Origin of the sequence: Stutzerimonas stutzeri (assembly GCF_013522825.1) — a bacterium.
Lineage (GTDB): Bacteria > Pseudomonadota > Gammaproteobacteria > Pseudomonadales > Pseudomonadaceae > Stutzerimonas > Stutzerimonas stutzeri_AK.
In genome coordinates, this window is record NZ_JAAMQZ010000013.1 from 101,725 (window position 1) to 125,708 (window position 23,984).

Annotated in this window: 20 protein-coding genes and 1 pseudogene; 10 read left to right on the plus strand and 11 right to left on the minus strand. The window is 62.0% G+C overall.

The window, feature by feature from the left end; translation table 11 throughout:
- Positions 1–65 precede the first annotated feature (65 nt).
- Positions 66–881 carry an inositol monophosphatase family protein gene (locus tag G7020_RS10485; protein WP_181084122.1) on the plus strand — a complete coding sequence of 272 codons (816 nt, stop codon included), beginning with the start codon at positions 66–68 and terminating at the stop codon, positions 879–881.
- 339 nt (positions 882–1,220) lie between these two features.
- Positions 1,221–2,171 carry an IS110 family transposase gene (locus G7020_RS10490; RefSeq protein WP_181084124.1) on the plus strand — a complete coding sequence of 317 codons (951 nt, stop codon included), beginning with the start codon at positions 1,221–1,223 and terminating at the stop codon, positions 2,169–2,171.
- A gap of 27 nt (positions 2,172–2,198) precedes the next feature.
- On the opposite strand, the gene G7020_RS10495 is transcribed toward G7020_RS10490, so the two are convergent.
- From G7020_RS10495 to G7020_RS10520, 6 genes are all read right to left on the minus strand, one after another.
- A complete protein-coding gene (locus G7020_RS10495; RefSeq protein WP_181084126.1) occupies positions 2,199–2,654 on the minus strand; it encodes a DUF3597 domain-containing protein in 456 nt (151 codons plus the stop codon).
- Between the two features lie 239 nt (positions 2,655–2,893).
- A complete protein-coding gene (locus G7020_RS10500; RefSeq protein WP_181084128.1) occupies positions 2,894–3,265 on the minus strand; it encodes an STAS/SEC14 domain-containing protein in 372 nt (123 codons plus the stop codon).
- A 253-nt stretch (positions 3,266–3,518) separates the two neighbouring features.
- Positions 3,519–3,800, minus strand: a complete 282-nt coding sequence (locus G7020_RS10505; protein ID WP_181084130.1) for a peptidylprolyl isomerase — start codon at positions 3,798–3,800, stop codon at positions 3,519–3,521.
- A 219-nt stretch (positions 3,801–4,019) separates the two neighbouring features.
- Positions 4,020–5,561, minus strand: coding sequence for a glycerol-3-phosphate dehydrogenase (gene glpD / locus G7020_RS10510; protein WP_219852643.1), 1,542 nt, complete (start codon positions 5,559–5,561; stop codon positions 4,020–4,022).
- A gap of 14 nt (positions 5,562–5,575) precedes the next feature.
- Positions 5,576–7,087: a glycerol kinase GlpK gene (gene glpK, locus G7020_RS10515; protein ID WP_181084134.1), complete on the minus strand. Its 1,512-nt coding sequence runs from the start codon at positions 7,085–7,087 to the stop codon at positions 5,576–5,578.
- Between the two features lie 118 nt (positions 7,088–7,205).
- Positions 7,206–7,631 (minus strand): DUF1810 domain-containing protein, encoded by a 426-nt coding sequence (locus G7020_RS10520; protein WP_181084136.1) that lies wholly within the window; start codon positions 7,629–7,631, stop codon positions 7,206–7,208.
- Between the two features lie 192 nt (positions 7,632–7,823).
- On the opposite strand from G7020_RS10520, the gene G7020_RS10525 reads away from it, so the two are divergent.
- Positions 7,824–8,132 carry a hypothetical protein gene (locus G7020_RS10525; RefSeq protein ID WP_181084138.1) on the plus strand — a complete coding sequence of 103 codons (309 nt, stop codon included), beginning with the start codon at positions 7,824–7,826 and terminating at the stop codon, positions 8,130–8,132.
- A 23-nt stretch (positions 8,133–8,155) separates the two neighbouring features.
- Here the strand turns inward: G7020_RS10525 and G7020_RS10530 are convergent, their stop codons facing one another.
- Complete coding sequence (locus G7020_RS10530) at positions 8,156–10,594, minus strand: helicase-related protein (protein ID WP_181084140.1); 2,439 nt, start codon at positions 10,592–10,594, stop codon at positions 8,156–8,158.
- Between G7020_RS10530 and G7020_RS10535 the strand changes: the two genes are divergently transcribed.
- The 3 genes from G7020_RS10535 to G7020_RS10540 all read left to right on the plus strand — a co-directional run bounded on the left by G7020_RS10535 (position 10,587) and on the right by G7020_RS10540 (position 12,248).
- Positions 10,587–10,850 (plus strand): hypothetical protein, encoded by a 264-nt coding sequence (locus tag G7020_RS10535; protein WP_181084142.1) that lies wholly within the window; start codon positions 10,587–10,589, stop codon positions 10,848–10,850. The genes G7020_RS10530 and G7020_RS10535 overlap by 8 nt on opposite strands.
- 103 nt (positions 10,851–10,953) lie before the next feature.
- On the plus strand, positions 10,954–11,355 hold the full coding sequence (locus G7020_RS24040) for an AlbA family DNA-binding domain-containing protein (RefSeq protein ID WP_258189300.1): 402 nt from the start codon (positions 10,954–10,956) through the stop codon (positions 11,353–11,355).
- A complete protein-coding gene (locus G7020_RS10540) occupies positions 11,340–12,248 on the plus strand; it encodes a Fic family protein (RefSeq protein ID WP_258189301.1) in 909 nt (302 codons plus the stop codon). The genes G7020_RS24040 and G7020_RS10540 overlap by 16 nt, the downstream gene beginning before the upstream one ends.
- 292 nt (positions 12,249–12,540) lie before the next feature.
- Here G7020_RS10540 and ydiJ read toward each other — a convergent pair whose 3' ends face one another.
- From ydiJ to G7020_RS10560, 4 genes are all read right to left on the minus strand, one after another.
- Complete coding sequence (ydiJ, locus tag G7020_RS10545) at positions 12,541–15,609, minus strand: D-2-hydroxyglutarate dehydrogenase YdiJ (RefSeq protein ID WP_181084144.1); 3,069 nt, start codon at positions 15,607–15,609, stop codon at positions 12,541–12,543.
- A gap of 30 nt (positions 15,610–15,639) precedes the next feature.
- Positions 15,640–15,984: a RidA family protein gene (locus G7020_RS10550; RefSeq protein ID WP_181084146.1), complete on the minus strand. Its 345-nt coding sequence runs from the start codon at positions 15,982–15,984 to the stop codon at positions 15,640–15,642.
- A gap of 11 nt (positions 15,985–15,995) precedes the next feature.
- Positions 15,996–16,346: a cupin domain-containing protein gene (locus G7020_RS10555; protein ID WP_181084148.1), complete on the minus strand. Its 351-nt coding sequence runs from the start codon at positions 16,344–16,346 to the stop codon at positions 15,996–15,998.
- A gap of 74 nt (positions 16,347–16,420) precedes the next feature.
- Positions 16,421–17,740: an FAD-dependent oxidoreductase gene (locus tag G7020_RS10560; protein ID WP_181084165.1), complete on the minus strand. Its 1,320-nt coding sequence runs from the start codon at positions 17,738–17,740 to the stop codon at positions 16,421–16,423.
- A 254-nt stretch (positions 17,741–17,994) separates the two neighbouring features.
- Here G7020_RS10560 and G7020_RS10565 point away from each other — a divergent pair, with 254 nt between their 5' ends.
- The 4 genes and pseudogenes from G7020_RS10565 to G7020_RS10580 all read left to right on the plus strand — a co-directional run bounded on the left by G7020_RS10565 (position 17,995) and on the right by G7020_RS10580 (position 23,871).
- Positions 17,995–19,638, plus strand: a complete 1,644-nt coding sequence (locus G7020_RS10565) for an acetolactate synthase large subunit (protein ID WP_181084150.1) — start codon at positions 17,995–17,997, stop codon at positions 19,636–19,638.
- 41 nt (positions 19,639–19,679) lie between these two features.
- The gene (gabD, locus tag G7020_RS10570; protein ID WP_181084152.1) at positions 19,680–21,131 is read left to right on the plus strand and encodes an NADP-dependent succinate-semialdehyde dehydrogenase; all 1,452 of its coding nucleotides are present in this window, start codon (positions 19,680–19,682) and stop codon (positions 21,129–21,131) included.
- A 361-nt stretch (positions 21,132–21,492) separates the two neighbouring features.
- Positions 21,493–22,827: an MFS transporter gene (locus G7020_RS10575; RefSeq protein ID WP_181084154.1), complete on the plus strand. Its 1,335-nt coding sequence runs from the start codon at positions 21,493–21,495 to the stop codon at positions 22,825–22,827.
- 42 nt (positions 22,828–22,869) lie between these two features.
- Positions 22,870–23,871 (plus strand): annotated as a pseudogene (locus tag G7020_RS10580) (FAD-dependent oxidoreductase).
- The last annotated feature ends 113 nt before the right edge of the window (positions 23,872–23,984 follow it).

Sequence of the window (23,984 nt, forward strand, 5' to 3'; positions counted from 1 at the left end):
CCGGACCTGGCTGTTAGAATCCGCACTCCAGCGCACCTGCAGCGCGCCGCTTCGTAAGGGAAACCATGAATTCCGTACCTCCGGCCCTCGATGTCGAGGCGCGTTACACCTGTGCCAGAAATCTCGCGCTGGAGGCGGCGCAACTGGGAATGGGTCATTACCGCCAGCGCAACAAACTGCTTGTCGAGCACAAGGGCAATGATCTGCAGGATGTCGTCAGCATCGCCGACAGGCAGATCGAAGACTTCATTCGCGCACGGCTTGCCGGGCGCTTTCCGGAAGATGGCTTTCTCGGCGAAGAAAGCGGCAGCTCCGATCTCGCCGCCCGCTGCGTGTGGGTGATTGATCCTATCGATGGTACGGCCTGCTTCGTCAACGGCCTGCACAACTGGTGTGTGTCCATCGGTCTGCTGATCGATGGTGAGCCGTACCTGGGCGCGATTGCCGATCCCAATCACGATGAGCTCTTCCATGGCTGTCTGGGGCAGGGGGCCTTTGTCAACGACACGCCACTGCAGGTCAGCGCAGCCACGCATGTAGCGCAGGGCCTGACCGGCACCGGCACCTTTCATCCGCGCGGCAAGGAGCACTTCATCCCGTTTCTGGAAAAGCTGCTGGCCGAAGGTGGAATGTTCTTTCGCAATGGTTCCGGCGCGCTGATGACGGCTTACGTCGCGGCAGGACGCTTGCTCGGCTACTACGAAACCGAACTCAAGAGCTGGGATTGTCTGGCGGGGCTGGTGCTGCTGAAGGAGGCGGGCGGGCAGGTGAACGACTTTTTCCGTGACGACGGGTTGTTGCGTGGCAATCCCTATCTGGTGGCCTGTCCGGGTGTCTATGGGCAATTGGCCGCCATGATTGGCCCGTCGCTGGACGGCTGACCGGCACGGCGTCAGCTATTGGCGAGGCACTCCGGCAACTCTTGCCCGCCGTGGGAGCGGGCCATGCCCGCGAATCGATGCCCGAGCATCGGTACGGCTCCAATCGCGGCCAAGGCAAGGCCGCTTGTATGGCGTTAGGGTAGGAACCTGTCGGGGGTGGAGGGACAAAGTCCGCTTCTGCAAGCCAGACGGTGGGAGACTTCCCCCATCCACGCGCTCACGACAAGCGCCGATAAGGAATCCATCGGATTGAGTGGCCGCTCATACCGACAATACCGGCAAGCCTGCGCCATTGTGAGCCCCGACAGGTGATCTTCATCTTCCCCGTCGGAGAGCGCCATGACAAGCCAAGTTGCAGTTATCGGAATCGATGTGGCCGAGGAGACGCTGAGCGTCTGCGATACGCGGTCTGGTGAGGTGTTCGAGCTGGCTAATGACCGTCGCACGATCAAGGCCTGGCTCAAGACCCTACCTGGGTGCTGCGCCATCGCTATCGAAGCCACGGGCATCTACCACATGGATGTTGCGACCCTGGCTCATGCCAAGGGGCACCGGATTTACGTCATTAACGGCTTGCGCCTGAGCAACTATCGCAAGGGCATCGGTGGGCGAAACAAGGACGACCGTAGCGACGCCCAACTGTTGGCCCGTTACCTGTCTCATGAGCAGACTCAACTGGAGCCCTGGCAACCGCCGAGCAAGGCGTACTGCCGCTTGCAGACGTTGTTACATCGTCGGGCAACGCTCGTTCGTAGCGCGACATCGCTGCGTCAGAGCTTCTCTCAGGACCGTACACTGGCCAATGCACTGAAGCCGGTCCTCAAGCGTATGGCCGTCCTGGAGCGGCGCTTGGAGAAGGCGATTCAGACAACTCTGGACGAGGCCGGCTTGAAGGAACAGAGCAAGCGCTGCCAAGCCATCGAGGGTATTGGGCCTCTGACTGCTGCAGCGCTGAACCTGGCGTTTCTGCGAGGGTACTTTCGCAACAGCGACGCCTTCATCGCATTTCTGGGACTGGACGTGCGGCTCAAGGAGTCTGGTCGTTACAGCGGTCGACGGAAGCTGACCAAGCAAGGTGATCCGGAGATCCGCCGGCTACTGCACAACGCCGCCATGTCTGCAGCCCGGACCAAACGATGGAAGGAAATCTATCTGGGCTATCTAGCACGCGGACTGAAGAAAACCGAAGCTTTGACCATCCTGGCCCGTAAACTCGCCCGAATTGCCTTTGCCCTCATGCAGACGCAGACGGCCTACCAACCACAGGAGGTGAGGCCGTCGTTGACATAGAATCTCCCACAGAAGGCTTTTCAGGCTTCAGTTACGCAGCTCTGGCGGTACGTTGCCACCATGCTCGGCCAGCTTGTGCATCACGGTGCGATGCAGCCAGATATTCATCTGCGCCGAATCAGCCATTATCTCCGCAGGACACCCCAGTTCGCTGGCCAGCTCCTTGCGTGCCTGCAGGCTGCTGTCCAGACCGAGCAGCTTGAGCAGATCGACGATGGAGGTGCGCCAGTTCAACTGTTCAGGATGGGTCGTGGCCATGCCATCGAGCTTCGCCGATACATCCACAGCGGTGACAGGAGCCGCTGAAGCATTGGTAGTCGTTGATGGAGTGCTGGTGGCGTTGCTGACTGTATCCGGTCGTTCGGAATCGACAACCGTATCAGTGGGGTGCTGGCCGATGCCCGAGTCGGGAGCCGCAGACTTGTGCGCCTCGTTGCTCACGCCCAAGCCCAGTTTGTCCTTTATCCTGTCGAACAGGCTCATTGAAGGTTCCTCGCTTGATTCGAATGATAACGAACGGGGACAGCGAAGCGCTGCGATCCCGTTCGAGGGTGTTCGCGTCAGAAAATCAGCATGAACAGGCCGATAACCACCAACAGACCGATCAGGAAAATGATGCCGACAGTGCTGCCCAGAAACTTCAGCATGAGGAGGACTCCTGTTGCAGTGGGTTCACTATTTCCGACTGGCACCGTCCCTGATCGTTCCCAAAAACCGCTGGGTTACCCTTTGCCTTCCAGCCAGTTGTGCGCTTCGGTCACCTGGTGCGTATCGAATGCCTTGACCGCCAGACCCGGTATCAGGGCGCCTTCCAGCGTGCTGGCCTTGCGCACCCATTCACGTGAGCAGACCACTGCGCAGCGGTCGAAGCGGCGGATAAAGCGAAACACCTCGGGAATGCGTGACAGTTCGACGGCTACCGCGCCCAGTGTCGGCCAGTCGAAGTCGCCGACCCGGTAGAGCATCTGCCCGTGCTCGATGCCTTCGGATTTTCTCATCAGCTCGTCGAGGGCGAAGCGCATTTCGCTGCTGTCGAGCTTGCCGGAAAAGTCCACGTCGATGCGTGTGTCGCCAATGCGGGTTACATGGAACATGTGGATACCCTCTCGATGCTTGGAGTTGAGTGGTCCTGTTCCCTTGACGATAGCCCGTATGGCGCGATGGGGTTGTTCGACATTGCGCTTCACCAACCCGACAAGCAGACAATCGAACGCCACAAGAGACCAATAATTGTCTGTGAATCCGTCCGTCGGATCACGCCTTCGGCTGATTCGACCTGCGACTGGCGGAGAGAGGCGGGGGGCTAACGCGAGAAATCCCCGCACGCTCAGGTGCGGGGGCGAGCGATCAGTCCTGGCGGCTGGTCACTTCCAGCAGGTGGTAACCGAACTGGGTCTTGACCGGGCCTTGCACGACGTTGAGCGGCGCGCTGAATACCACGGTATCGAATTCCCTCACCATCTGGCCGGGGCCGAACGAGCCCAGGTCTCCGCCCTGACGGCTGGACGGGCAGGTGGAGTTGTCCTTGGCAACCTGAGCGAAATCGGCGCCGCCTTCGATGGCTGCTTTCAGTTCGTTGCACTTGTCTTCAGTGGGGACCAGGATGTGGCGGGCAGTGGCTCGGGCCATGGGGGTACTCCGTCTTGAGAAGACGCTGAGACTAGCCTAGTTCAGACTGTGTGAAAACTACTGCGCTCGGCCATGCTGCGTTAAAAACAGGCTCAAAATGCTCATTTACAGCTCGTAAACTGCGCTTTTTCGCCTGTTTTTGCCTTGCCTGACCTTCGCTCGCTACGTTTTCACACAGCCTGTAGTTGCCAGCTGTTTCAAATACACGGGCGTGTGCTTTCAGGAAGGAGCCGGAGCAGCCAGCTTCAGATAACGCCGCAAACGCTCCTGCTCCCGCGGCGTGAAGGTCAGGCCGAGTTTGGTTCGCCGCCAGAGAATGTCTTCGGCCTGGGTCGCCCATTCTTCTCGGCACAGATAATCCACTTCCTGTGCATACAGGTCCTGGCCGAGGCATTCACGCAGGTCGGCAATCGCACGAGCCTCACCCAGCATGCGCCAGACGCGATTGCCATAAAGGCTTGCCCAGCGCTGCGCCAGCGACTCATCGATACCCTGGACCTTTGCTTTCAGCTCTTCGGCCAGGGCCTGCGGCGTGCTCATGTCTTCGCCGCCGGGCAGGCTTTCGCTGGCCGTCCAGGGCGCGCCCATGCCCACGAAATAGGGGCCTAGTTGCGTCAGTACCGCCTCGGCCAGCCGGCGATAGGTGGTCAGCTTGCCGCCGAATACCGAGAGCAGGGGCGCCTGCTGCGCGGTCGTCAGGGACAGGCTGTAGTCGCGCGTGACCACGGCGGGGTTGTTGGACTGATCATCGCGCAACGGACGGACGCCAGCGAAGCTGTGCAGGATGTCCCGGGCCGTCAGTTGCCGGCGAAAATGGGCGTTGCTGACTTCCAGCAGGTAGCGGATCTCGTCCTCGCTGATAGCGACCTTCGCCGGATCGCCCCGGTATTCACGATCCGTGGTGCCGATCAGGGTGTAGTGCTCCAGATAGGGAATCACGAAGACAATGCGCTGATCCTCGCTCTGCAGGATATACGCCTGCTCGCCCTCATATAGCCTGGGTACGATGAGGTGGCTGCCCTGCACGAGCCGGATGCGATAGGGCGAACGCTGCTGCAGGTTTTCCCCGAGAAATTGCGCCCCCCAGGGGCCGGTGGCATTCACCAGCGCCTTGGCGCAAAGGGAAAGACGAGTGCCGTCCGCCTGCTGCAACTCGAGATGCCAGAGGCCATCGTCCCGCCGGGCGCTCAGGCAGCGGGTGCGGGTATGGATGTGCGCGCCTTTTTCCCGTGCCGCCATGGCATTGAGCACGACCAGACGCGCATCGTCCACCTGGCAATCCGCGTATTCGAAGCCACGCCGGATGTCCGGCTTGAGCGGGCTGTCGGCGCCGAAATGCAGGCTGCGCGAGGCGGGGAGCCGTTTGCGTCTGCCGAGATGATCGTAAAGAAACAGGCCGGCACGGATCACCCAGGCCGGGCGCAGATGCGGGCGGTGCGGCAGCACGAAACGCAACGGCCTGATGATATGCGGCGCCTTGGCGAGCAGCACTTCGCGTTCCGCCAGTGATTCGCGCACCAGACGGAACTCGTAGTGTTCGAGATAACGCAGGCCACCGTGGATCAGCTTGCTGCTCGCCGAAGACGTATGGCTGGCGAGATCGTCGCGCTCGCAGAGAAACACCGATAGCCCGCGACCTGCCGCATCGGCGGCGATACCCACGCCATTGATGCCTCCGCCGATCACGGCGATGTCGTAAATCTCGGAGACGATGCGGGCAGGGTCAGTCACGGTGCTCTCGTCGAATGAACAGGCGCGCATCGTATCACCCTGGATCAGCCCTCATCCCAGTCGCGGGTGCGGCTGACCGCCTTCCGCCAGCCGCTGTACAGCGCTTCACGCCGCCCCTCATCAAGGGCCGGCTCGAATATGCGCTCGACGCTGGCCTTGCTGCGCAATTCATCCAGACTGCACCAGAAATCGCTCGCCAGCCCCGCCAGATAAGCGGCGCCGAGGGCGGTGGTTTCCTTCATCCCGGGGCGCTCGACCGGAGTGCCGAGCAGGTCGGCCTGGAACTGCATGAGGAAGTTGTTGGCGACTGCGCCGCCATCCACCCGCAGCGAACGCAGGGGCGCGCCGGCGTCCTTCTGCATGGCGTCGAGTACATCACGGGTCTGGTAGGCGATGGACTCCAGCGCGGCGCGAATGATGTGGTCCATCTTCACCCCGCGCGTCAGGCCGAACAGCGCGCCTCGGGCACGCGGGTCCCAGTAGGGCGCGCCGAGCCCGGTGAATGCCGGCACCAGATAGACGCCGTTACTGTCCTGAACTTTGGTCGCGAAGTATTCGGAATCCAGCGAATCGTTGATCACCTTCAGCTCGTCGCGCAGCCATTGCACGGTCGAACCGCCATTGAAGATCGCCCCTTCCAGCGCATAGCTGACCTCACCGCGCGGACCGCAGGCGAGGGTGGTGAGCAGGCCATGCCCGGATTGCACGGCTTGGGTGCCCGTGTTCATCAGCAGGAAGCAGCCCGTGCCATAGGTGTTCTTGGCCTGGCCCGGTTCGACGCACATCTGCCCGAACAGCGCGGCCTGCTGGTCGCCGGCGATCCCGGCGATGGGAATGCCGGTGCTCTGGCCCGTGCCCAGATAGGCATGGCCGTAGACCTCGGACGAAGAGCGAACCTCAGGCAGCATCTGGCGCGGGATATCCAGCGCCTCCAACAGCGCCGGGTCCCAGTCCAGTTTATGGATGTCGTAGAGCAGGGTGCGCGAGGCGTTGGTGTAGTCGGTGACGTGTGCCTTGCCCTGGGTCATCTTCCAGACCAGCCAGCAATCGACGGTGCCGAACAGCAGTTCGCCCCGGCGCGCGCGTTCGCGGCTGCCTTCGACGTGATCGAGAATCCACTTGATCTTGGTGCCCGAGAAATAGGGGTCGATGACCAGGCCGGTGGTGCTGCGGATATGCTCCTGCATGCCGTCGCGCTCGAGCTGATCGCAGATCGGCATGCTCTGGCGGCTCTGCCAGACGATGGCGTTGTAGATTGGTCGTCCGCTGGCTTTGTCCCAGACGATGGTGGTTTCGCGCTGGTTGGTGATCCCGATGGCGGCCACTTGCTCGTTGGTGATGCCGACCTGTGCCAGCGCCTCGACGAACACGGCGCTCTGGGTGGCCCAGATTTCCATGGGGTCATGTTCGACCCAGCCCGGTTGCGGATAGATCTGCGCGAACTCGCGCTGGGCGATGCTCACCACATGGGCATCGTGGTCCAGGACGATGGCACGAGAACTGGTGGTGCCCTGGTCGAGGGCGACGATGAATGGCTTGTCGTTCTGGTCGCTCATGTGACGAGTCCTTAGCGAGCTATTTGGCTGCCTGATCTTCAGCAGGATAGCGGTATTGCCACCTGCACCATGAGCGCCTGGCGAAAGGAAGTGATGCACACGGCGCTTCAGGTCGGCATCAGCTTCGCAGCCTTTTCAGCGTTTCCCGATCGGCTTCGCCGTCATAGAAGGCATTCAGCACTTGCTGAAAGGCCACGTGCTCAGGGGCGGCTGCCGCGAACAGCGTCATGCTCGAGTGCAGCTTCAGATCGTCGGGCGAGCCGAGCATCTGCCGCGCCGTCCGGTCGCTGTGCTGCAGCAGCGCTTGTGCGCATTCCTCCAGTCGCGGCCCCAGCAGTGGGTGCTGCAGGTAGGCGATAGCCTCGTTGAGGTCGGCGATGGCATAGCGCTGGGCCATGGCGCTACGACCCAGGCCCACAATCTGCGGAAAAACGAACCACATCCAGTGGCTCTGTTTGTGCCCGGCGTGCAACTCCGCCAGGGCGCGGTCGTAGATGGAATGTTGGGCATCGACGAACCGTCTCAGATCGTAGCTGTCGGGCATGGAGCCTCCGCGCAAATAACGGACTGTTTCCATGAGAACGGCACTGCCAGCAATGATTCGTCGACCAGCTCCGGTTTCCAGAATAATGCGAAGGTTCGTTTACCCTCTGTTTACATCTGCCTGACGGCAACTGACGCAGCGGCGGCGTTTCATGGAGGCGGGGAATGTGCCCTGTCACGAAAGGAGAGCTCCATGTTCAGTCGCATACTCAAGGTCGGTCTGCTGACCGGTTGCCTGGTCGCTGCCGGCAACGCCTCGGCCGCCGATCGCAATGTCGTGGTTCCGGTGCTGGCCGGCGCGGCGGTGGGTGCGGTGCTGGTCGCGGTGCTTGCGGATTCGCCGGATGATCGGCACCGGCATCACTCGGCGCGCCATCATCATCGACCACCAGCCCCCAAGTACTACAGACATTACCCGCGACACGCCCCGCGCGCGGTAAGGCACGGCTATCACGGCAAGCAATACATCCTGGTTCCGGTCGAGCGCCATGGGCGTCGGTGAGGGCGCCACTGAGCATTGCCAGCCTACGGACGTTGATTACGAAAACAGCTCTGGCACAGGCGAAACTGGCGGCTAAGCACCGGCATCGCCTTGCCGCATTGCTGGCACTTGCTCGTTTCCCCCGAGACGCGGCGGCGATCGGAGTTGCGCGGTTTTCGCCGTCGCGACAGTTCGCGGGTGATGGCTTCGTTAAGCAGGCTGCGGTGGCCTTCGGCCTGTTCCAGGGCGGGGAAGTGGGCGGGTAGGGTGCGGGCCAGGTGCAGGTAGGTTTCGATGATGTGCAGGGTGCTTTCCAGCGTGGCCAGGTCGGCTTCGATAAACAGGCGCGGCAGTTCGACTTGTTTGTTCTGCGCGACCTTTTTCAGCCACTGCTGGGCGTGGGTGGCGGCGGGGCTGTCCAGCCCGCCGCGAATCGGGGTGCAGGCGAAGATCCAGCGCAGCGACAGGTCTATCTGCGGGTCGTCGATCAGTTTGATCCACTCGGCCAGTTCGTCCGGCAGGATGGAGATAAATTCCGCACCGTAGTTGATGTTGCGGTTGAAGGTCAGCCAGGCACGCAGCAGGCTGGAATCTTCCATCAGTTCGGCAATGGCGCGCAGGTGTTCGATGGAGGGCCGCACCTGGAACTGCGTAAGGTCCACCGGCTGGTCGGCGCTGTAGAACAGCTGGCGGATCGCTTGCAGCGTCTGGCCGTCCAGGGCGGTGATGGTGCCGCTGTCGTGATGACCGAAGCGCCCGGCGCGCCCGCCGATCTGCTTGACCTCCTGCACCCTGAGCTGGCGATTCTGGATGCCGTCGTATTTTTCATCCGTGTAGAAACACAGGGTATGCGCCGGCAGGTTGAGGCCCATGCCCACCGCATCGGTGGCCACCATCAGGTCCGCTTCGCCTTCGCGAAAACGCCGGGCCTGTTCGCGGCGCACTTCCGGCGACAACGCGCCGTAGACCACCGAGACGCTCTTGCCAGTCATCTCCAGCAGCGCCTTAAGTTCCAGCACGGTCTTGCGGCTGAAGGCCACCAGCATCGAGCCTTCGTCCAGTTGCTTGAGCGAGGTGGCGCGGCGAGCCACTTCCACCGGCGACAGGCGCTTGGTGCGTTTGACCAGCAACTGGTCTTCACAGAGATCGCACAACGTCTTCAGCGAGGGCTGGATCAGCATCGGCCCGGTCATGATCAGCTCCGGCGTGTAGGCGCTCACCAGCGCATCGACCCAGGCCCAGCCGCGCTGCGAGTCGGCCATCATCTGCACTTCGTCGACCACCACCACGTCCCAGTGCTGGTGGCGAAAACGGGCGAACTCCTCGACGGTGCAGCAGAAATGGGTGGCGCCCTCGCGAATGATCTCTTCCTCACCGGTGACCAGCGAGCAGGGCACGCCCATGGACTCGATGCGTTCCTGGTTCTCCAGCGCCATCAGCCGCAGTGGCGAGAGGTAGATGGCGCGCTCGACGCTGGTCATCGCCTCGATGGCCCGGTGCGTCTTGCCGCTGTTGGTAGGGCCGAGGAGGGCGGTCCAGGTACGGGTGATGCGCCGCGCCGCGTAGAGCTTGTGGTAGTGCATGAAGCGCGGATCGCTTTCCAGCAGCACCGCGAAAGTCATTTTTTCCTTGTGGTCCTGGCGGGCGAAGCGGATGGTGCGGCGCAGCTTCTTCGGCTCCATCATGAAGACTTCGGTCAGACGCTTCTCGCCCAGCACCTGCAGGTCGAAGTCGCCGGCTTCCTCGATCATCATTTCGAACTTGGCGATCAGCGCCTGGCGATCTTCCTCCTTGCGCTCGGCCACTTCGCGCTCACTCAGCACATGGCCCTGGCCAGCAGGGATGCGCCGCTGCATGTCCAGCGCGACGTCGCCGTGACGGAGTTCGACCACGTAGCGCAGCTCGTGCTTCACCTCGTTGAGGATATCCACGGCCTTGTTGGCGAATTCGTCGAGGCGCGAGAGTTTCGGCTGCAGCCGCTCCAGGCTTTGCGTCTTCTGCTCATCGGTCATGCTGGCGAAGGGCTTTTCCAGCACGCGCAGCCGACTCAGCACCAGATCCTGAATGGCGCTGCGCACATGGGTTTCGAATTCGTCGCTGGAGCTGCTGGTGTCGATGCGCAGGGCGATATCGGGCTCCAGCAGGTTCTGCACCGGGCCACAGTCGAAGTGTTTTTCGATCCCGTGGATATCGACGCTGCAACTGAAATCGTTGAGATCGCGATTGAGCAGGCGACCGATCAGACTGGCCGGATCGACCGCTTGCAGGGCGGACTCGACCGCCGTTTCATCCAGCCCCAGCCAGAACAGCCGGGCGGCGCGACCAATCTCCGGCGGCTGATGACCGATATAGGTGGCGAACCATGCATCCTGATGCTTCTTCTTCGGCACGAACCCGGGATGGCGCTCGGCAGCCCAGCCGAGAAAGCGTTGCAGCCGCTCCAGACCGATGGTGTTGCGATGCCTGACTTCACCCTTGCGCATGATCGACGCCTTTCCTGATCAGTGGTGCGGCGAATACAGCCTGCCTGTTTGTGCAAAGTCAACAGGAGCAGGGGGGCGGGGGGCGTTTCTGGTAATCTCGGCGGCGATAGCCATCAAGAAATCCGAACTCTATGTATCCCGGTGGAATCCTGCGACGCGCGGCGCGGCAGAAGGAATTGCAGACCAGCCTGCCGAGCATCGAACAGATCATCGAGTGGAACTGACCGACAATACCGACTCAGCGGATGAGCAATAAGCCCATGACCGAAGCCGACCTCTTGCAAACTCTCGTCCGTGGCGAAGACAGCCGCCAGTAGTTCAAGCGTGATGCCAGCAACGCAGATGCACTGGCGGCGGAGTTGGCCGCTTTTGCCAACAGTGGTGGTGGGACGCTGCTCCTTGGAATCAATGACGATGGCTCCGTGGCCGGATTGGATGCTGTCGCCGTGCGGCGTTTGAATCAGTTGCTGGGCAATGCGGCGTCGCAGTATGTGCGCCCGCCGGTGCATCCGATCACGGAAAACGTGCCGACGGCCAACGGCATCGTGATGGTGGTAACTGTGGCCGATGGTCTGTCCAAGCCGTATCTGGATGCTCAGGGGCGTTTGTGGGTCAAGCAGGGCGCGGACAAGCGCCATGTAACGTCGCGTGAGGAAATGCAGCGCATGTTCCAGCGCTCCGGGCTGGTGCGCGCCGACCGGGTGCCGGTGGCAGGCTCGACGACGGCTGATCTGGGACAAGGCATTTGCTGCGTACTTTGAACGCCGTTACGGCCAGAGCATTGAGAGCACGGGCGCAACCGCTGAATCTGGCCGGACTGATGCTGTTCGGTCGCAATCCGTTGCGCTGGTGCCCGGCATTCACGATCAAGGCAGTGGCCTTTCCCGGCACGGTGATCTGGGATACGCGCTATCTGGATAGCGAAGACTTCAGCGGCACGCTGGTCGAGCAGTTCAAGGCCGCGTTCGCCTTCCTCAAACGCAACCTGCACCACGTGCAGCACGGGCGCGGCTTCAATACCCTGGGCGAGCTGGAGATACCCGAAGCGGCTCTGGAGGAACTGCTGGTCAATGCGCTGGTACACCGCGACTACTTCACCAGCGCGTCGATCCGCATCCTGGTGTTTGCCGACCGGGTGGAGATCATCAGCCCCGGCCACCTGCCCGACAGCCTGAGCATAGAGGATGTGCGCCAGGGTAAAACCAACCGCCGCAATCCGACGCTGACGGAGCATGCCTTCAAAGTGCTTCCGTACCGTGGTCTGGGCAGCGGTATCCCGCGTGCGCTGGAGGAATGGCCGCGTATCGACCTGATCGACGACGTGAGGGGCAACCAGTTCAGCGCTGTGGTGTGGCGGTCGAAACCGGAGTGGGTGAGTGCGACTGATCAGAGCAAAGGCGAGGGGATCGATCAAGTCACCCCCGAAGTCACCCCCGAAGTCGCACGGCTCTTGAGCGTATTACACGGCGCGATGGCCCGCAGTGATATCCACGCCGCACTGGGGCTTAAAGACGAGAAACACCTGCGCGAGGCCTACCTGAAGCCTGCGCTGAAAGCCGGCCTGATCGAGATGACCATCCCGGACAAACCCCGCAGCCGCCTGCAGAAATACCGCCTCACGGTCAAGGGCCGCTTGTTGCAGCTTGGCGAGTAAATGCTCAGAAGCATTCTCTTGGGGGCGTACATCAATCCCGAGACGAGATCGAGAAAGCTCTGCGTCTTGGTATCTGCCGCAATGGCGTGTGCTATGTGAAGAGCTGAGCAGGTCAGTGCTGGCAGAGTTTTTAGACAGGTGCTGTGTCTCTATCGTATTACTTATTTAACATAATATGGATTATGCGAAGCGTGATACACTGGAGTTGGGTGGGAATTACATTGGCTGTTCGAGCCAGCTTCTCAGCGTACATGAACGAACCATGAAGCGTCCTCGGAGCCTTGTGGACGCTTTAAATACTGCCAGCTTTCATGTCACGCACGTACTCCAGCAGCACCTGCAAAGGATGAGGAAGCACCTTGCCTTCTTCCATGCGCTTGACCTGACTGCGGCACGAATAGCCGTCGGCCAGCAAATTTCCCTGCTTGCTGTGGCGCTTGATCAGGCGACCCCAGGACTGCGCATAGATAACCCTGGATGTTTCGAGGTTGCGGGTTTCGTGGCCGTACGTGCCCGACATGCCGCAACAGCCGCTGGCCAGCACCGACAGCTGCAAGCCCATGCGCTCGAATACGCGCTGCCACTGGGCGACGCTGTCCGGCGCGTTGGTTTTCTCGGTGCAATGGGCGAGCAACTGGTATGCAGATCTTTCCTTTTCCACATCACACTCGGCCTGCGGCAACACTTTCAGCAGCCATTCCTGGATGAGCTGAACCTTGGGTGTGCGGCTGCCGAGCAGCTTCGCATACTCTTGCCGATAGACCAGCGTCATCGCCGGGTCCAGGCCGACCAGGGCCACTCCCGAAGCTTCGAGGGCGGCCAGCGCTTCGCCATTGCGCCGCGCGACCTTATCGAAGGTACCGAGAAAGCCTTGTACCTGCAGTGGCTTGCCGTTGGCGGCGAACGGCGCGAGATAGACCTGGTAGCCCAGACGTGAGGCCAGCTCAATCCAGTCCATGGCCACCGCAGTTTCGAAATAACGGGTGAAGGCATCCTGCACGAACACTACGCTGCGTTTCCGTTCGGCCTCAGACAGTCGGGCCAGCCGTTGCGCATCTGCCGGCAGTACCTGCCAGCGCGCGCAGGCGCCCTTGAAGTTCAGATAGCTGAGCCTGGGGCTATCGACCATGCCGGCCATTCGCTCAAGGAACAGGCGTATCGGCGCGAAACCGATCAGCCCGTTGTACAGCCTGGGGAAACGGGCCAGGAACGGGATGCTGAACTCCAGAGAGCCGATCAGGTAGTCCTTCAGCGGACGCAGGTAGCGACCGTGATACAGCTCCAGGAAACGCGACCTGAACTCGGGCACGTTGACCTTCACCGGGCATTGCCCCGCACAGGACTTGCAGGCCAGGCAGCCGGCCATGGCGTCATAGACCTCATGGGAAAAGTCCTGCTCACCCAGACGCCTGGCAATCGAGTTGCGCAGGCGACGCAACGGCGCCAACAGGTCGAAGTCCCGGTTCAGCCTGGCGCCCTGCTCCAGCACGTCGACGCCCTCCTCGCCCTGCATCCGCAGCCACTCGCGGATCAGCGAGGCGCGCCCCTTGGGCGATTGGGTGCGATCCCGAGTCGCCTTCCAGGAGGGACACATGGCGTCGTCCGGGTCGAAGTTGTAGCAGGCGCCGTTGCCGTTGCATTGCACGGCGCTGTCATAGCTCTGCCACACGCGCTCGTCGATGGTCCGGTCCAGTTCACCGCGCAGGACCACGTCGTCCAGCCCGCTCAGGCGCGCCTCGGGCATGCTCGCCGGTGTGGCGATCTTGCCGGGGTTCAGCTGGTTGTGCGGGTCGAAAGCGGCCTTCAGCGCCTGCAGTGCCGGATACAGTTCACCGAAGTACTGTGGCGCATACTCCGAGCGCAGGCCCTTGCCATGCTCGCCCCAAAGCAGGCCGCCATATTTGCGGGTCAGTGCGGCCACCGCGTCGGAGATCGGGCGGATCAGTGCGGCCTGTTGCGGAACCTTCATGTCGAGCAGCGGGCGGACATGCAGCACGCCGGCATCCACGTGGCCGAACATGCCGTACTGCAGCCCATGGCCATCGAGCAGTGCGCGGAACTCGGCGATGAAGTCAGCAAGGTTTTCCGGTGGCACCGCGGTGTCCTCGACGAAGGGCTGTGGTCTGGCCTGGCCCTCGACGTTGCCCAGCAGGCCGACCGCGCGCTTGCGCATGGCGTAGACGCGTTTGACCGCTTCGTCGCCGATCGCCAGGGTATGGCCGAGGCGCCCGGCTCCATCATCGGCCTGCAGGTGGACGACGAACTCGTGCACGCGCCTTTCCAGCTCCGGCCAGTCATCGCCGCTGAACTCGATCAGATTGATGCCCAGGGTCGGGGTATTCGGACTTTCTGGAAAGTATTCAGCCACGCCGTGCCAGACGATGTCCTGCATGGCAAGCAGCAGCACCTTGGAGTCCACCGTCTCGATGGACAAGGGCTTCAGCTCCATCAGCGCCTTGGCATCGCGCAAGGCGCCCATGAAGCTCGAATAGCGGACGTTCACCAGCACCGAGTGCCTGGGAATCGGCAGCACGTTCAGCTTCGCCTCGACGATGAAGCCCAGCGTGCCCTCCGACCCGCACAGCACGCTGTTGATGTTGAAGCGACCATTGGCCTCGCGCAGGTGCGCCAGGTCGTAGCCGGTGAGGCAGCGGTTGAGTCTGGGGAATTTCGCCTCGATCAGCGCCGCCTGGGTGTCGGCGATCTCCCGAGCGCAGCGCAAGGCCTGCGCGCCCCGGCCCGGAAGGGCCATGCTCGCTTGCAGCTCCTGATCGTCCAGCGCCTTGCTGTGTAGGGTTTCTCCGCCCAGCAGGACGCTGTGCAGTTCCAGCACGTGGTCGCGGGTCTTGCCGTAGGTACAACTGCCCTGCCCGCTGGCATCGGTGTTGATCATGCCGCCGATGGTGGCGCGGTTGGAGGTCGACAGTTCCGGCGCGAAGAACAGGCCGTGAGGCTGTAGCGCTGCATTGAGCTGGTCCTTGACCACCCCGCCCTGCACTCTTACCCAGCGTTCCTCGACGTTGATTTCGAGAATCTTCGTCAGGTGCCGGGACAGGTCGACGACCAGGCCTTCGGTCAGCGACTGTCCGTTGGTACCAGTGCCGCCGCCGCGGGCAGTCAGCACGATGTTGCGGAATTCGGGCTGGCCGGCGAGGCTGGCCAGGCAGGTCACATCGGCGGAGTCCAGCGGGAATACCGCCGCCTGCGGCAGGCGCTGGTAGATGGAGTTGTCGGTCGCCAGCACCGTGCGCGTCGCATACTCCGGCGTGATCTGCCCACGGAAGCCGGTGCTGCGCAAACGCTGCAGAAAGTCGCGGTAATCGTGGGCAAGCTGATGTTTGGGCGAAAGACGGGCAATCATGCGGTATGTCCTGGGGGGCTGGGCGTGCTGTCAGCGTTGCGCCCAGGCCTGGATTTCGATCAGGTAGTCAGGGCTGGCGAGCTGGGCGCCCACACAGGCGCGGGCCGGCTGTAACTCACCGCCCACCCATTCGTCGTACACCTCATTCATCATCTGGAAGTCCTGCATGTCGGCGAGCCAGATCTGCACGCGCATCAGCCCTTCCCGACCGACGCCGGCCTTGCCTAGTAGTTCGTCGAGTTGCGCCAGTACGTCGCGAGTTTGTCCGGCGATGCCAGTCTCGCAGTCGTTGGCCACCAGGCCGGAGGTTTCCACCCGATCACCGGCGATGACGAGTTTGCTGGCCCGAGGCGATGCATCGATACGGGAAATCATGCCGAGCGCCCTCAGAAAATCACGTAGGTCTTGCGGAACTGCTCTCTGATGTCCCAGACGCCTTCGCAGTTGGCCGGAAAGAACACTGCGTCTCCCGCACGCAGCTCCACCGGCTCGCCACCATCCGGAGTGAAAACGCACCAGCCGGAGATGATGTGGCTGAACTCGCGGTTCATGATGTGCCGGCGAAACACACCGGGGCTGCAGTCCCAGACGCCCACCGAGGCGTCGGATGCCTCCAGCGTTACGTCCTGGCCCAGGCGGGACTGCGCCACCACATCGCCGACAGGCAGCTTGGCCGGGGTCGGTTCGCCCATGGGCGAGTGCTCGGCATTCTTGATCACGGTCGGTTTCACGGACATTTGCATCGATCCTCGGTCGGTGTTCGGACGTAGCCGAACGGCATGTTCATCATTGGTTTGCCCAGATACGGGACTCAACTTTCCCGGCCTGCACGGCATTGTCCCCAACGCAGATTGGCGTTGACGCCGAGCGACAGCAGAGGCTCCGGCGGGTTGCCGCTCGGGCCTTCGGCATTCAGCAGGAAATCGATCAGCTCGTGGTCCTTGCCCGCCAGCCACTCGGCCAGCAGGGTGCCGGTGCCAGTACCGCGGGTAATGCCCAGTCCATTGCACCCCAATGCGCCGTACACATTGGGCGCGAGCGTGCCGAAATGGCCGGCATGGTTGCGGGTAATGCACATCGCCCCGCCCCAGGTGTACTCGAATTCGACGCCGGGCAGCATCGGGAAGCGGCGCTCGAAGGAGCGGCGCTGTGCCTGCCCGGCCCTGGCCAGCAGGCCGCTGGTGGTCTTGCCGCCGGGGTGATAGGAGAAACTGTTGCGCACCAGCAGACGCTGATCTGGCGTGCGCCGCAAAGTGCTGCCGAAGGGATCGGCGGGAATGATCCCCCATTGCGCCTTGCCTCCCAGCCGGGCCTGTTCCGCATCGTTGAGCGGGCGGGTCATGCTGGCGTAGGTGAAGACCGGCAGCAGCCGTCCCTTGAGGAAGCCGAACTGCGTGGCGAAGGCGTTGTTGGTGAGCAACAGCTTGTCGGCAAGCACCGTGCCTTGTGCATGGCTCAGAACGATCGGGTTGCCGTACTCGACCTCGGTCACCGCGCAGTTCTCGAACAGCGAAACATTACCGGGCAGGCTATCGGCCAGACCTTTGACCAGGCTGGCCGGTTGCAGCAGCAAAGTGCCGGGTGTGTAGAGCGCCTTGCGGTAGAACGAGATGCCGAAGTGGGATGGCAGATCCTGTCCTTCGATGATCTCGAAAGTCTGCCCGAGTTTTTCCAGGCCGCTCATGTAGGCGTCCAGGACCCGCAATCCTTTTTCCTCCACTGCGGCCTGGTATTTGCCGACCGGGCTCAGCTGGCAGTCGATTCCGTGCTGAGCCACCAGCGTCTTGAGGCTGTGCTGCGCATACTGGTTCAGTTGGAGGTGCATCCGCGCGATGGCGGGATCGCCAATATAGTCGGGGGCACCGATATCGTGTGGCAGGTCGATGGCAAAACCCGAGTTCCTGCCTGAAGCGCCGAAACCGACTTGCTGGGCCTCCAGCAGCACGATCTCGTCCTCGGGGAAATTCAGCGCCAGCTGCCTGGCCGCGGCAAGCCCGGTGAAGCCCGCCCCGACCACGGCCCAGCGGGCACGTACTCGACCACTACGGGCAGGACGCGGCGTTCTCTCGTTGCTGAGGTGGAACCAGCCACAAGCATCGTTATCGGCAGGTAGTTCTTTTATTTTCACGATGTTGGAACCTCCAGACTGTGCGGCGATTCTGGCGGTGTCTCGGCTTTGGCGCCTATAACGATAATGACGATTGCCAGCAGGTTTTCTCCTGCCCACTCCCCTTCCCCTAGCCATCGTAAGCGCGCACACGGGAACCTCACATCAGCTGTCCCGCCTGTTATATGGCCGCGCCCGGGCCGGTGAGATAGTCGTTTGCCCAACTGGCGCGGCCCCGTCGCGCTATCCATTCGCGAAATACCGAGGTAACAAGCAAGATGGCCAAGGCCGCCGATGTGGTTGTGCAATGTCTGGAGAACGAAGGGGTCGAGTATGTATTCGGCATTCCCGGCGAAGAGAACCTCGACCTGCTGGAGTCGCTACGCAAGTCGAGCATCAGGCTGGTGCTGACCCGCCACGAGCAGTCCGCCGGTTTCATGGCCGCCACCTACGGGCGGCTGACCGGCAAGACCGGCGTCAGCCTGGCGACCCTCGGCCCGGGCGCCACCAACCTGGTCACCGCCGGCGCCTATGCTTATCTGGGCGGCATGCCGATGCTGATGATCACCGGGCAGAAGCCGATCAAGAAATCCAAGCAGGGGCGCTTTCAGATCCTCGACGTGGTGGGGATGATGCAGCCACTGACCAAGTACACCCACCAGCTGGCGTCCGCCGACAACATCCCCTCGCGGATACGCGAGGCGTTCCGCCTGGCGGAGGAAGAGAAACCGGGCGCCGTGCACTTGGAGCTGCCCGAGGACATCGCCGCCGAGCAGACCGACAGCCTGCCCATTCCGCCCAGCCTGCACCGTCGCCCGCTGGCCGAGCACAAGGCGATTCTCGCCGCAGTCGAACGGTTGCAGGCTGCGCGCAGCCCGATCCTGGTGATCGGCGCCGGTGCCAACCGCAAGATGACCGCCAAAGTGCTCAAGCAACTGATCGACCAGACCGGCATTCCCTTCGTCACCACCCAGATGGGCAAGGGCGTGGTCGATGAACGCCATCCGCGCTTCCTGGGCAACGCGGCGCTGTCGTCGGGGGATTTCGTGCACCGGGCGCTGGAAGCCGCCGATCTGATCGTCAATATCGGCCACGACGTAATCGAGAAGCCGCCGTTCTTCATGGTGCGCGGTGGTACCGAGGTTATCCATGTGAACTTCCGTTCCGCCGAGGTCGACCCGGTGTATTTCCCGCAGATCGAGGTCATCGGCGATATCGCCAACGCCGTCTGGCAGATCGGCGAGGCGCTCGGCGGCAGCACCCACTGGGACTTCGACCGCCTGCTGGCGATCCGCGAGGCGAACGAGGCCCAGTTGCTGGAGGGCGCCGACGACCCGCGGTTCCCGCTGTACCCGCAGCGCCTGGTGGCCGACGTGCGCCAGGCAATGCCCTCTCAGGGCATCGTCGCCCTGGACAACGGCATCTACAAGATCTGGTTCGCCCGCAACTACAAGGCGCACATGCCCAACACCGTGCTGCTGGACAACGCCCTGGCCACCATGGGCGCGGGCCTGCCGTCGGCCATGGCGGCGCATCTTGTCCATCCGGACAAACCGATCGTCGCGGTATGCGGTGACGGCGGGTTCATGATGAACAGCCAGGAGCTGGAAACCGCGGTGCGCCTGAAGATGAACCTGACGGTGATCATCCTTCGCGACGACGGCTACGGGATGATCCGCTGGAAGCAGTCGAACATGGGCTTCAGCGACTTCGGCCTGGACTACGGCAACCCCGATTTCGTCCAGTACGCCCAGTCCTACGGTGCCCGGGGGCACCGGCTGGAGAGCGCCGAAGGATTCCTGCCGCTGCTACAGGAATGCCTGGGTACACCGGGGGTACACGTCATCGACTGCCCGATCGACTATTCCGAGAACGACCGCATCCTCAATACCGAACTCAGGATGCGTAGCGCGCAGGTCTGATCAGTCGGCCCGCCGCCATACCTTTCCTTCAGGAGTCCCTTATGCAACTGCAAGACCCTTCTCTGTTCCGCCAACAGGCCCATGTCGACGGCGCCTGGCTGGATGCCGACAGCGGCCAGACCATCGCGGTGAACAATCCGGCCACCGGCGAGATCATCGGACACGTGCCGAAGATGGGCCGTGCCGAGACCCGTCGCGCCATCGAGGCTGCCGAGCGCGCCCTGCCGGCCTGGCGTGCGCTGACCGCCAAGGAACGCGCGCAAAAGCTGCGCCGCTGGTTCGAGCTGATGATCGAGCATCAGGACGACCTGGCCCGCCTGATGACCACCGAACAGGGCAAACCGCTGAGCGAGGCCAGGGGCGAGATCGTCTACGCCGCCAGCTTTCTCGAATGGTTCGCCGAGGAAGCCAAGCGCGTCTATGGCGACGTGATCCCCGGCCACCAGCCGGACAAGCGGCTGATGGTGATCAAGCAGCCGATCGGCGTCACCGCCGCCATCACCCCGTGGAACTTCCCCGCCGCGATGATCACCCGCAAGGCCGGCCCGGCGCTGGCCGCCGGCTGCACCATGGTGCTCAAGCCCGCCTCGCAGACGCCCTTCTCCGCTCTGGCCCTGGCCGAGCTGGCCGAGCGCGCCGGCATCCCCAAGGGCGTGTTCAGCGTGGTTACCGGCAGCGCCGGCGAAGTGGGTGGCGAGCTGACCGGCAACCCCGTTGTGCGCAAGTTGAGCTTTACCGGTTCCACCGAGATCGGTCGCCAGCTGATGGCCGAATGCGCCCAGGACATCAAGAAGGTGTCGCTCGAACTCGGGGGGAATGCACCCTTTATCGTGTTCGACGACGCTGACCTGGACGCCGCCGTGGAAGGCGCGCTGATCTCCAAATACCGCAACAACGGCCAGACCTGCGTCTGCGCCAACCGCCTGTACGTGCAGGACGGCGTCTACGACGCCTTCGTCGAGAAACTCAAGACCGCCGTGGCCAGACTGAAGATCGGCAACGGCCTGGACGACGACACCACCACAGGCCCGCTGATCGACGAGAAGGCGGTGGCCAAGGTGCAGGAGCACATCGCCGATGCCCTGGCCAAAGGCGCCAGGCTGGCCTTGGGCGGCAAACCACATGCCCTGGGCGGCAGCTTCTTCGAGCCGACCATCCTGATCAACGTGCCGAAGGAGGCGCTGGTGTCGAAGGACGAGACCTTCGGTCCGCTGGCGCCGCTGTTCCGCTTCAAGGACGAGGCCGAAGTGATCGCCATGGCCAACGACACCGAGTTCGGCCTTGCCTCCTACTTCTATGCCCGCGACCTGGGTCGGGTGTTCCGTGTGGCCGAGGCGCTGGAGTACGGCATGGTCGGCATCAACACCGGCCTGATCTCCAACGAAGTGGCGCCGTTTGGCGGCGTGAAAGCTTCGGGACTTGGTCGTGAAGGCTCGAAGTACGGCATCGAGGATTATCTCGAGATCAAGTACCTGTGCATGGGCCTCCAGTAGTGTAGCGGCCACGCGTCATGCACATACAGGACTGGCGGAGATGAAGCGGATTCACCTTCGTCGGTCTTTTACCGCAATCAATCATCCCCTTTCTCCTCTGCCTTTCACGGCGAGCACTCTGCTCATTCCGCGAAGCGCGCATTGCCTTGGAACTTCCCCAATCGCTTCGGTGTGAATGCCGCACCGCGTCTGCACGACCCGCATCTGCTTCCACATGCCACCGATGGTACGAACATCCTGCTATTCGCCCCATTCCTTATATGTGGCTCAAGGGCATGAAATTGATACTTCAAGCAGGCTCTGGCTTATCGGCTGACCCTGCCGAAATTCCCTGCCAGAAACAAAAAGAGAGAGAAACTCCATGACAAATAATAAAACGCCATCCCTTGAGGATATGCCTCTCAACCGCTTTCACAAGAAGCTGACGGTCTACTCGGCGGGAGGTCCGTTTCTTGATGGTTACGTTCTCAGCATCATCGGCATCGTGATGGTGCAGATTTCCTCGGGGCTGGGCCTGAGCAGTACTTGGGAAGGATTGATCGCAGCAGCGGCACTGATCGGTATTTTCTTCGGAGGCTTCCTGGGCGGATGGTTTACCGATCGCTTTGGGCGCAAGGTGCTTTATCTGCTGGATCTGATCGCGATCATCGGACTGTCCGTGGCGCAGTTCTGGGTGGAAACCGCCTGGGGGCTGTTTATTCTGCGCTTTCTGATCGGTATGGCCGTCGGGGCGGACTATCCCATCGCGACTGCGTTTCTCGCAGAGTTTCTACCGAAGAAGTACCGTGGACCATTGCTTGCCGGCATGCTGGTGATGTGGTTTGCCGGTGCGGCTTGCGCCTATATCGTGGGCGCCATCATCCTGCAGTTTGGCGGTGAAGATGCCTGGCGTTATGTCCTGGCCAGCACACTGGTGCCTGGCGTGCTGTTTCTGCTGGCGCGGGCCGGCACGCCGGAATCCCCCCGCTGGTTGCTCAGCAAGGGGCGCGTGAAGGAAGCCAACAGGATCATCAAGCAGGTTTATGGTCAGGGATATTCCGTCGCCAATATGTCCGAATCGTCACAGGAGCAGCAGGTGTCGGTATGGGCGCTGTTCCATTCGGGCTATGGCAAGCGGATGTTCTTCGTCACTGCATTCTGGACCTGCTCCGTTCTGCCATTGTTTGCAATCTATGCATTCTCACCCGTAGTGCTGGGTGCCCTGGGTCTGTCAGGTGATGACGGCATCCTGGGATCGATTGCCATTACCCTGTTGTTCGTGGTGGGTTGCCTGGCCGGCATGAAACTGATCAATCTGATGGGGCGCCGTCAGATGTTGATCCATGGCTTCCTGTGGTCGGGCATTCCATTGCTGGTGCTTGGCTTCTATCCCGGCGCGACACCCATGCTTGTACTGGCCCTGTTCGGCATTTATGCGCTCTTCAGCAGCCTGACCCAGGTCATGCAGTTCGTTTATCCCAATGAGCTTTTCCCTACCTCAATCCGCGCTTCTGCGGTGGGCCTGGGCACCTCGCTGTCACGCATCGGCACTGCGGCAGGCACCTATCTGGTTCCGGTTTCACTCTCGACCATCGGCATTGGCAACACCATGCTGATTGGTGGCGCCATTACCCTGCTCGGCGCCTGGATATCGTGGATGATGGCTCCGGAGACCCGACATCTGGAGCTGCATCAGGCAGCTTCGTTCGCGCATTGAAAAAGACTTGAACGTCATATTCGGTTCAGAAAAGGAAACATGATGACTCGCACTACGCTGGATTCTCTCTCCGGCTCCCCCTACGACGTTGTCGTCGTAGGGGCCGGCGCGGTCGGCTGCGCCTCTGCGCGCGAGCTGGCTGGGCGGGGCTATCGGACATTGCTGGTGGATCGCGCCGATATCGGCGCGGGCACCTCATCACGTTCAAGCCGGTTGCTGTACTCCGGTGTAGGCTACTTGGCCCCAAACTTTCCGCTGTGGCAGATTCCCTTCAGGCTGCGCGAAGTCTGGCGTTTGTTTCTCTATGCCCGAAACATCATGCATTGCCGGGCCGAGTTGGTCACCGACATGCCCCATCGTCTGAGCAGACGCCGCTTCCACTATCCGTTTCGTAAGGGCGACCAGTATCCACACTGGCTGGTCGATTTTGGATTCCGGCTGATGGAAACGATAGCCAGCCGTGGTGTCCCCCTGGCGTATCGCAAACTCTCACCGCAGCAAGCTGCCGAGGAGAGCGCCATCGTGAAAGGGTTGGCCGCTCCTCTGTCCGGCGTCGCCGTCTTCGATGAGTACATGTATGACTGGCCCGAGCGTATCTGTGTGGATACGGCGCTGGATGCTGAACGACGTGGTGCGATTCTGCGTACCTATACCCAGGTAAGCAGGATCGAGCGATGTGGCTCAGAGTGGGAACTCACACTGGATGAACGGGCTCCTGAAATGTCCGGCTAGGTCTGCATCAGGGCAAGGGCGATCGTCAATGCCGCTGGCCCATGGGTGGATCGAGTGCCTGGCGGTGGCAAGGGCAGCAAGAAGCGCGTGGTGGGAAAGAAAGGTGTCAACGTGATGGTGCGTCTGCCCGATGCCTGGCGTGGTCAGGGGTTGGAGGCTTTTTCCAGCAAGGGGGAGCCTTTTTACGTGTTCCCTTGGGGGGATTATCACTTCGTTGGGCCGACCGAGGCGGTCGTCAGCGAGAACCCGGACGACGTGAAGGTAGTCGACGCCGAGATCGACTACATCCTGGGCGAGACTAGGGCCTGTTAACGCTACTGGCTTGACGGCGAGTAATGCGGGATACTTCGCGCATGATGATCACACCCGAACAATTCTCCGCCATTGAACATTGCTTCCCGCGCCAGCGCGGCAATGTCAGCTTG

Excerpts from the sequence above, each read along its gene's own strand:
- glpD (WP_219852643.1), bottom strand. The coding sequence starts at position 5,561 with ATGCGCGCCTGTTCATTCGACGAGAGCACCGTGACTGACCCTGCCCGC.
- G7020_RS10565 (WP_181084150.1), top strand. The coding sequence starts at position 17,995 with ATGGCCAAGGCCGCCGATGTGGTTGTGCAATGTCTGGAGAACGAAGGG.
- gabD (WP_181084152.1), top strand. The coding sequence starts at position 19,680 with ATGCAACTGCAAGACCCTTCTCTGTTCCGCCAACAGGCCCATGTCGAC.
- G7020_RS10575 (WP_181084154.1), top strand. The coding sequence starts at position 21,493 with ATGACAAATAATAAAACGCCATCCCTTGAGGATATGCCTCTCAACCGC.
- G7020_RS10550 (WP_181084146.1), bottom strand. The coding sequence starts at position 15,984 with ATGATTTCCCGTATCGATGCATCGCCTCGGGCCAGCAAACTCGTCATC.
- G7020_RS10525 (WP_181084138.1), top strand. The coding sequence starts at position 7,824 with ATGTTCAGTCGCATACTCAAGGTCGGTCTGCTGACCGGTTGCCTGGTC.
- G7020_RS10500 (WP_181084128.1), bottom strand. The coding sequence starts at position 3,265 with ATGTTCCATGTAACCCGCATTGGCGACACACGCATCGACGTGGACTTT.
- G7020_RS10495 (WP_181084126.1), bottom strand. The coding sequence starts at position 2,654 with ATGAGCCTGTTCGACAGGATAAAGGACAAACTGGGCTTGGGCGTGAGC.
- G7020_RS10555 (WP_181084148.1), bottom strand. The coding sequence starts at position 16,346 with ATGTCCGTGAAACCGACCGTGATCAAGAATGCCGAGCACTCGCCCATG.
- G7020_RS10530 (WP_181084140.1), bottom strand. The coding sequence starts at position 10,594 with ATGCGCAAGGGTGAAGTCAGGCATCGCAACACCATCGGTCTGGAGCGG.
- glpK (WP_181084134.1), bottom strand. The coding sequence starts at position 7,087 with ATGAGCGACCAGAACGACAAGCCATTCATCGTCGCCCTCGACCAGGGC.
- G7020_RS10490 (WP_181084124.1), top strand. The coding sequence starts at position 1,221 with ATGACAAGCCAAGTTGCAGTTATCGGAATCGATGTGGCCGAGGAGACG.
- ydiJ (WP_181084144.1), bottom strand. The coding sequence starts at position 15,609 with ATGATTGCCCGTCTTTCGCCCAAACATCAGCTTGCCCACGATTACCGC.
- G7020_RS10505 (WP_181084130.1), bottom strand. The coding sequence starts at position 3,800 with ATGGCCCGAGCCACTGCCCGCCACATCCTGGTCCCCACTGAAGACAAG.
- G7020_RS10485 (WP_181084122.1), top strand. The coding sequence starts at position 66 with ATGAATTCCGTACCTCCGGCCCTCGATGTCGAGGCGCGTTACACCTGT.
- G7020_RS10520 (WP_181084136.1), bottom strand. The coding sequence starts at position 7,631 with ATGCCCGACAGCTACGATCTGAGACGGTTCGTCGATGCCCAACATTCC.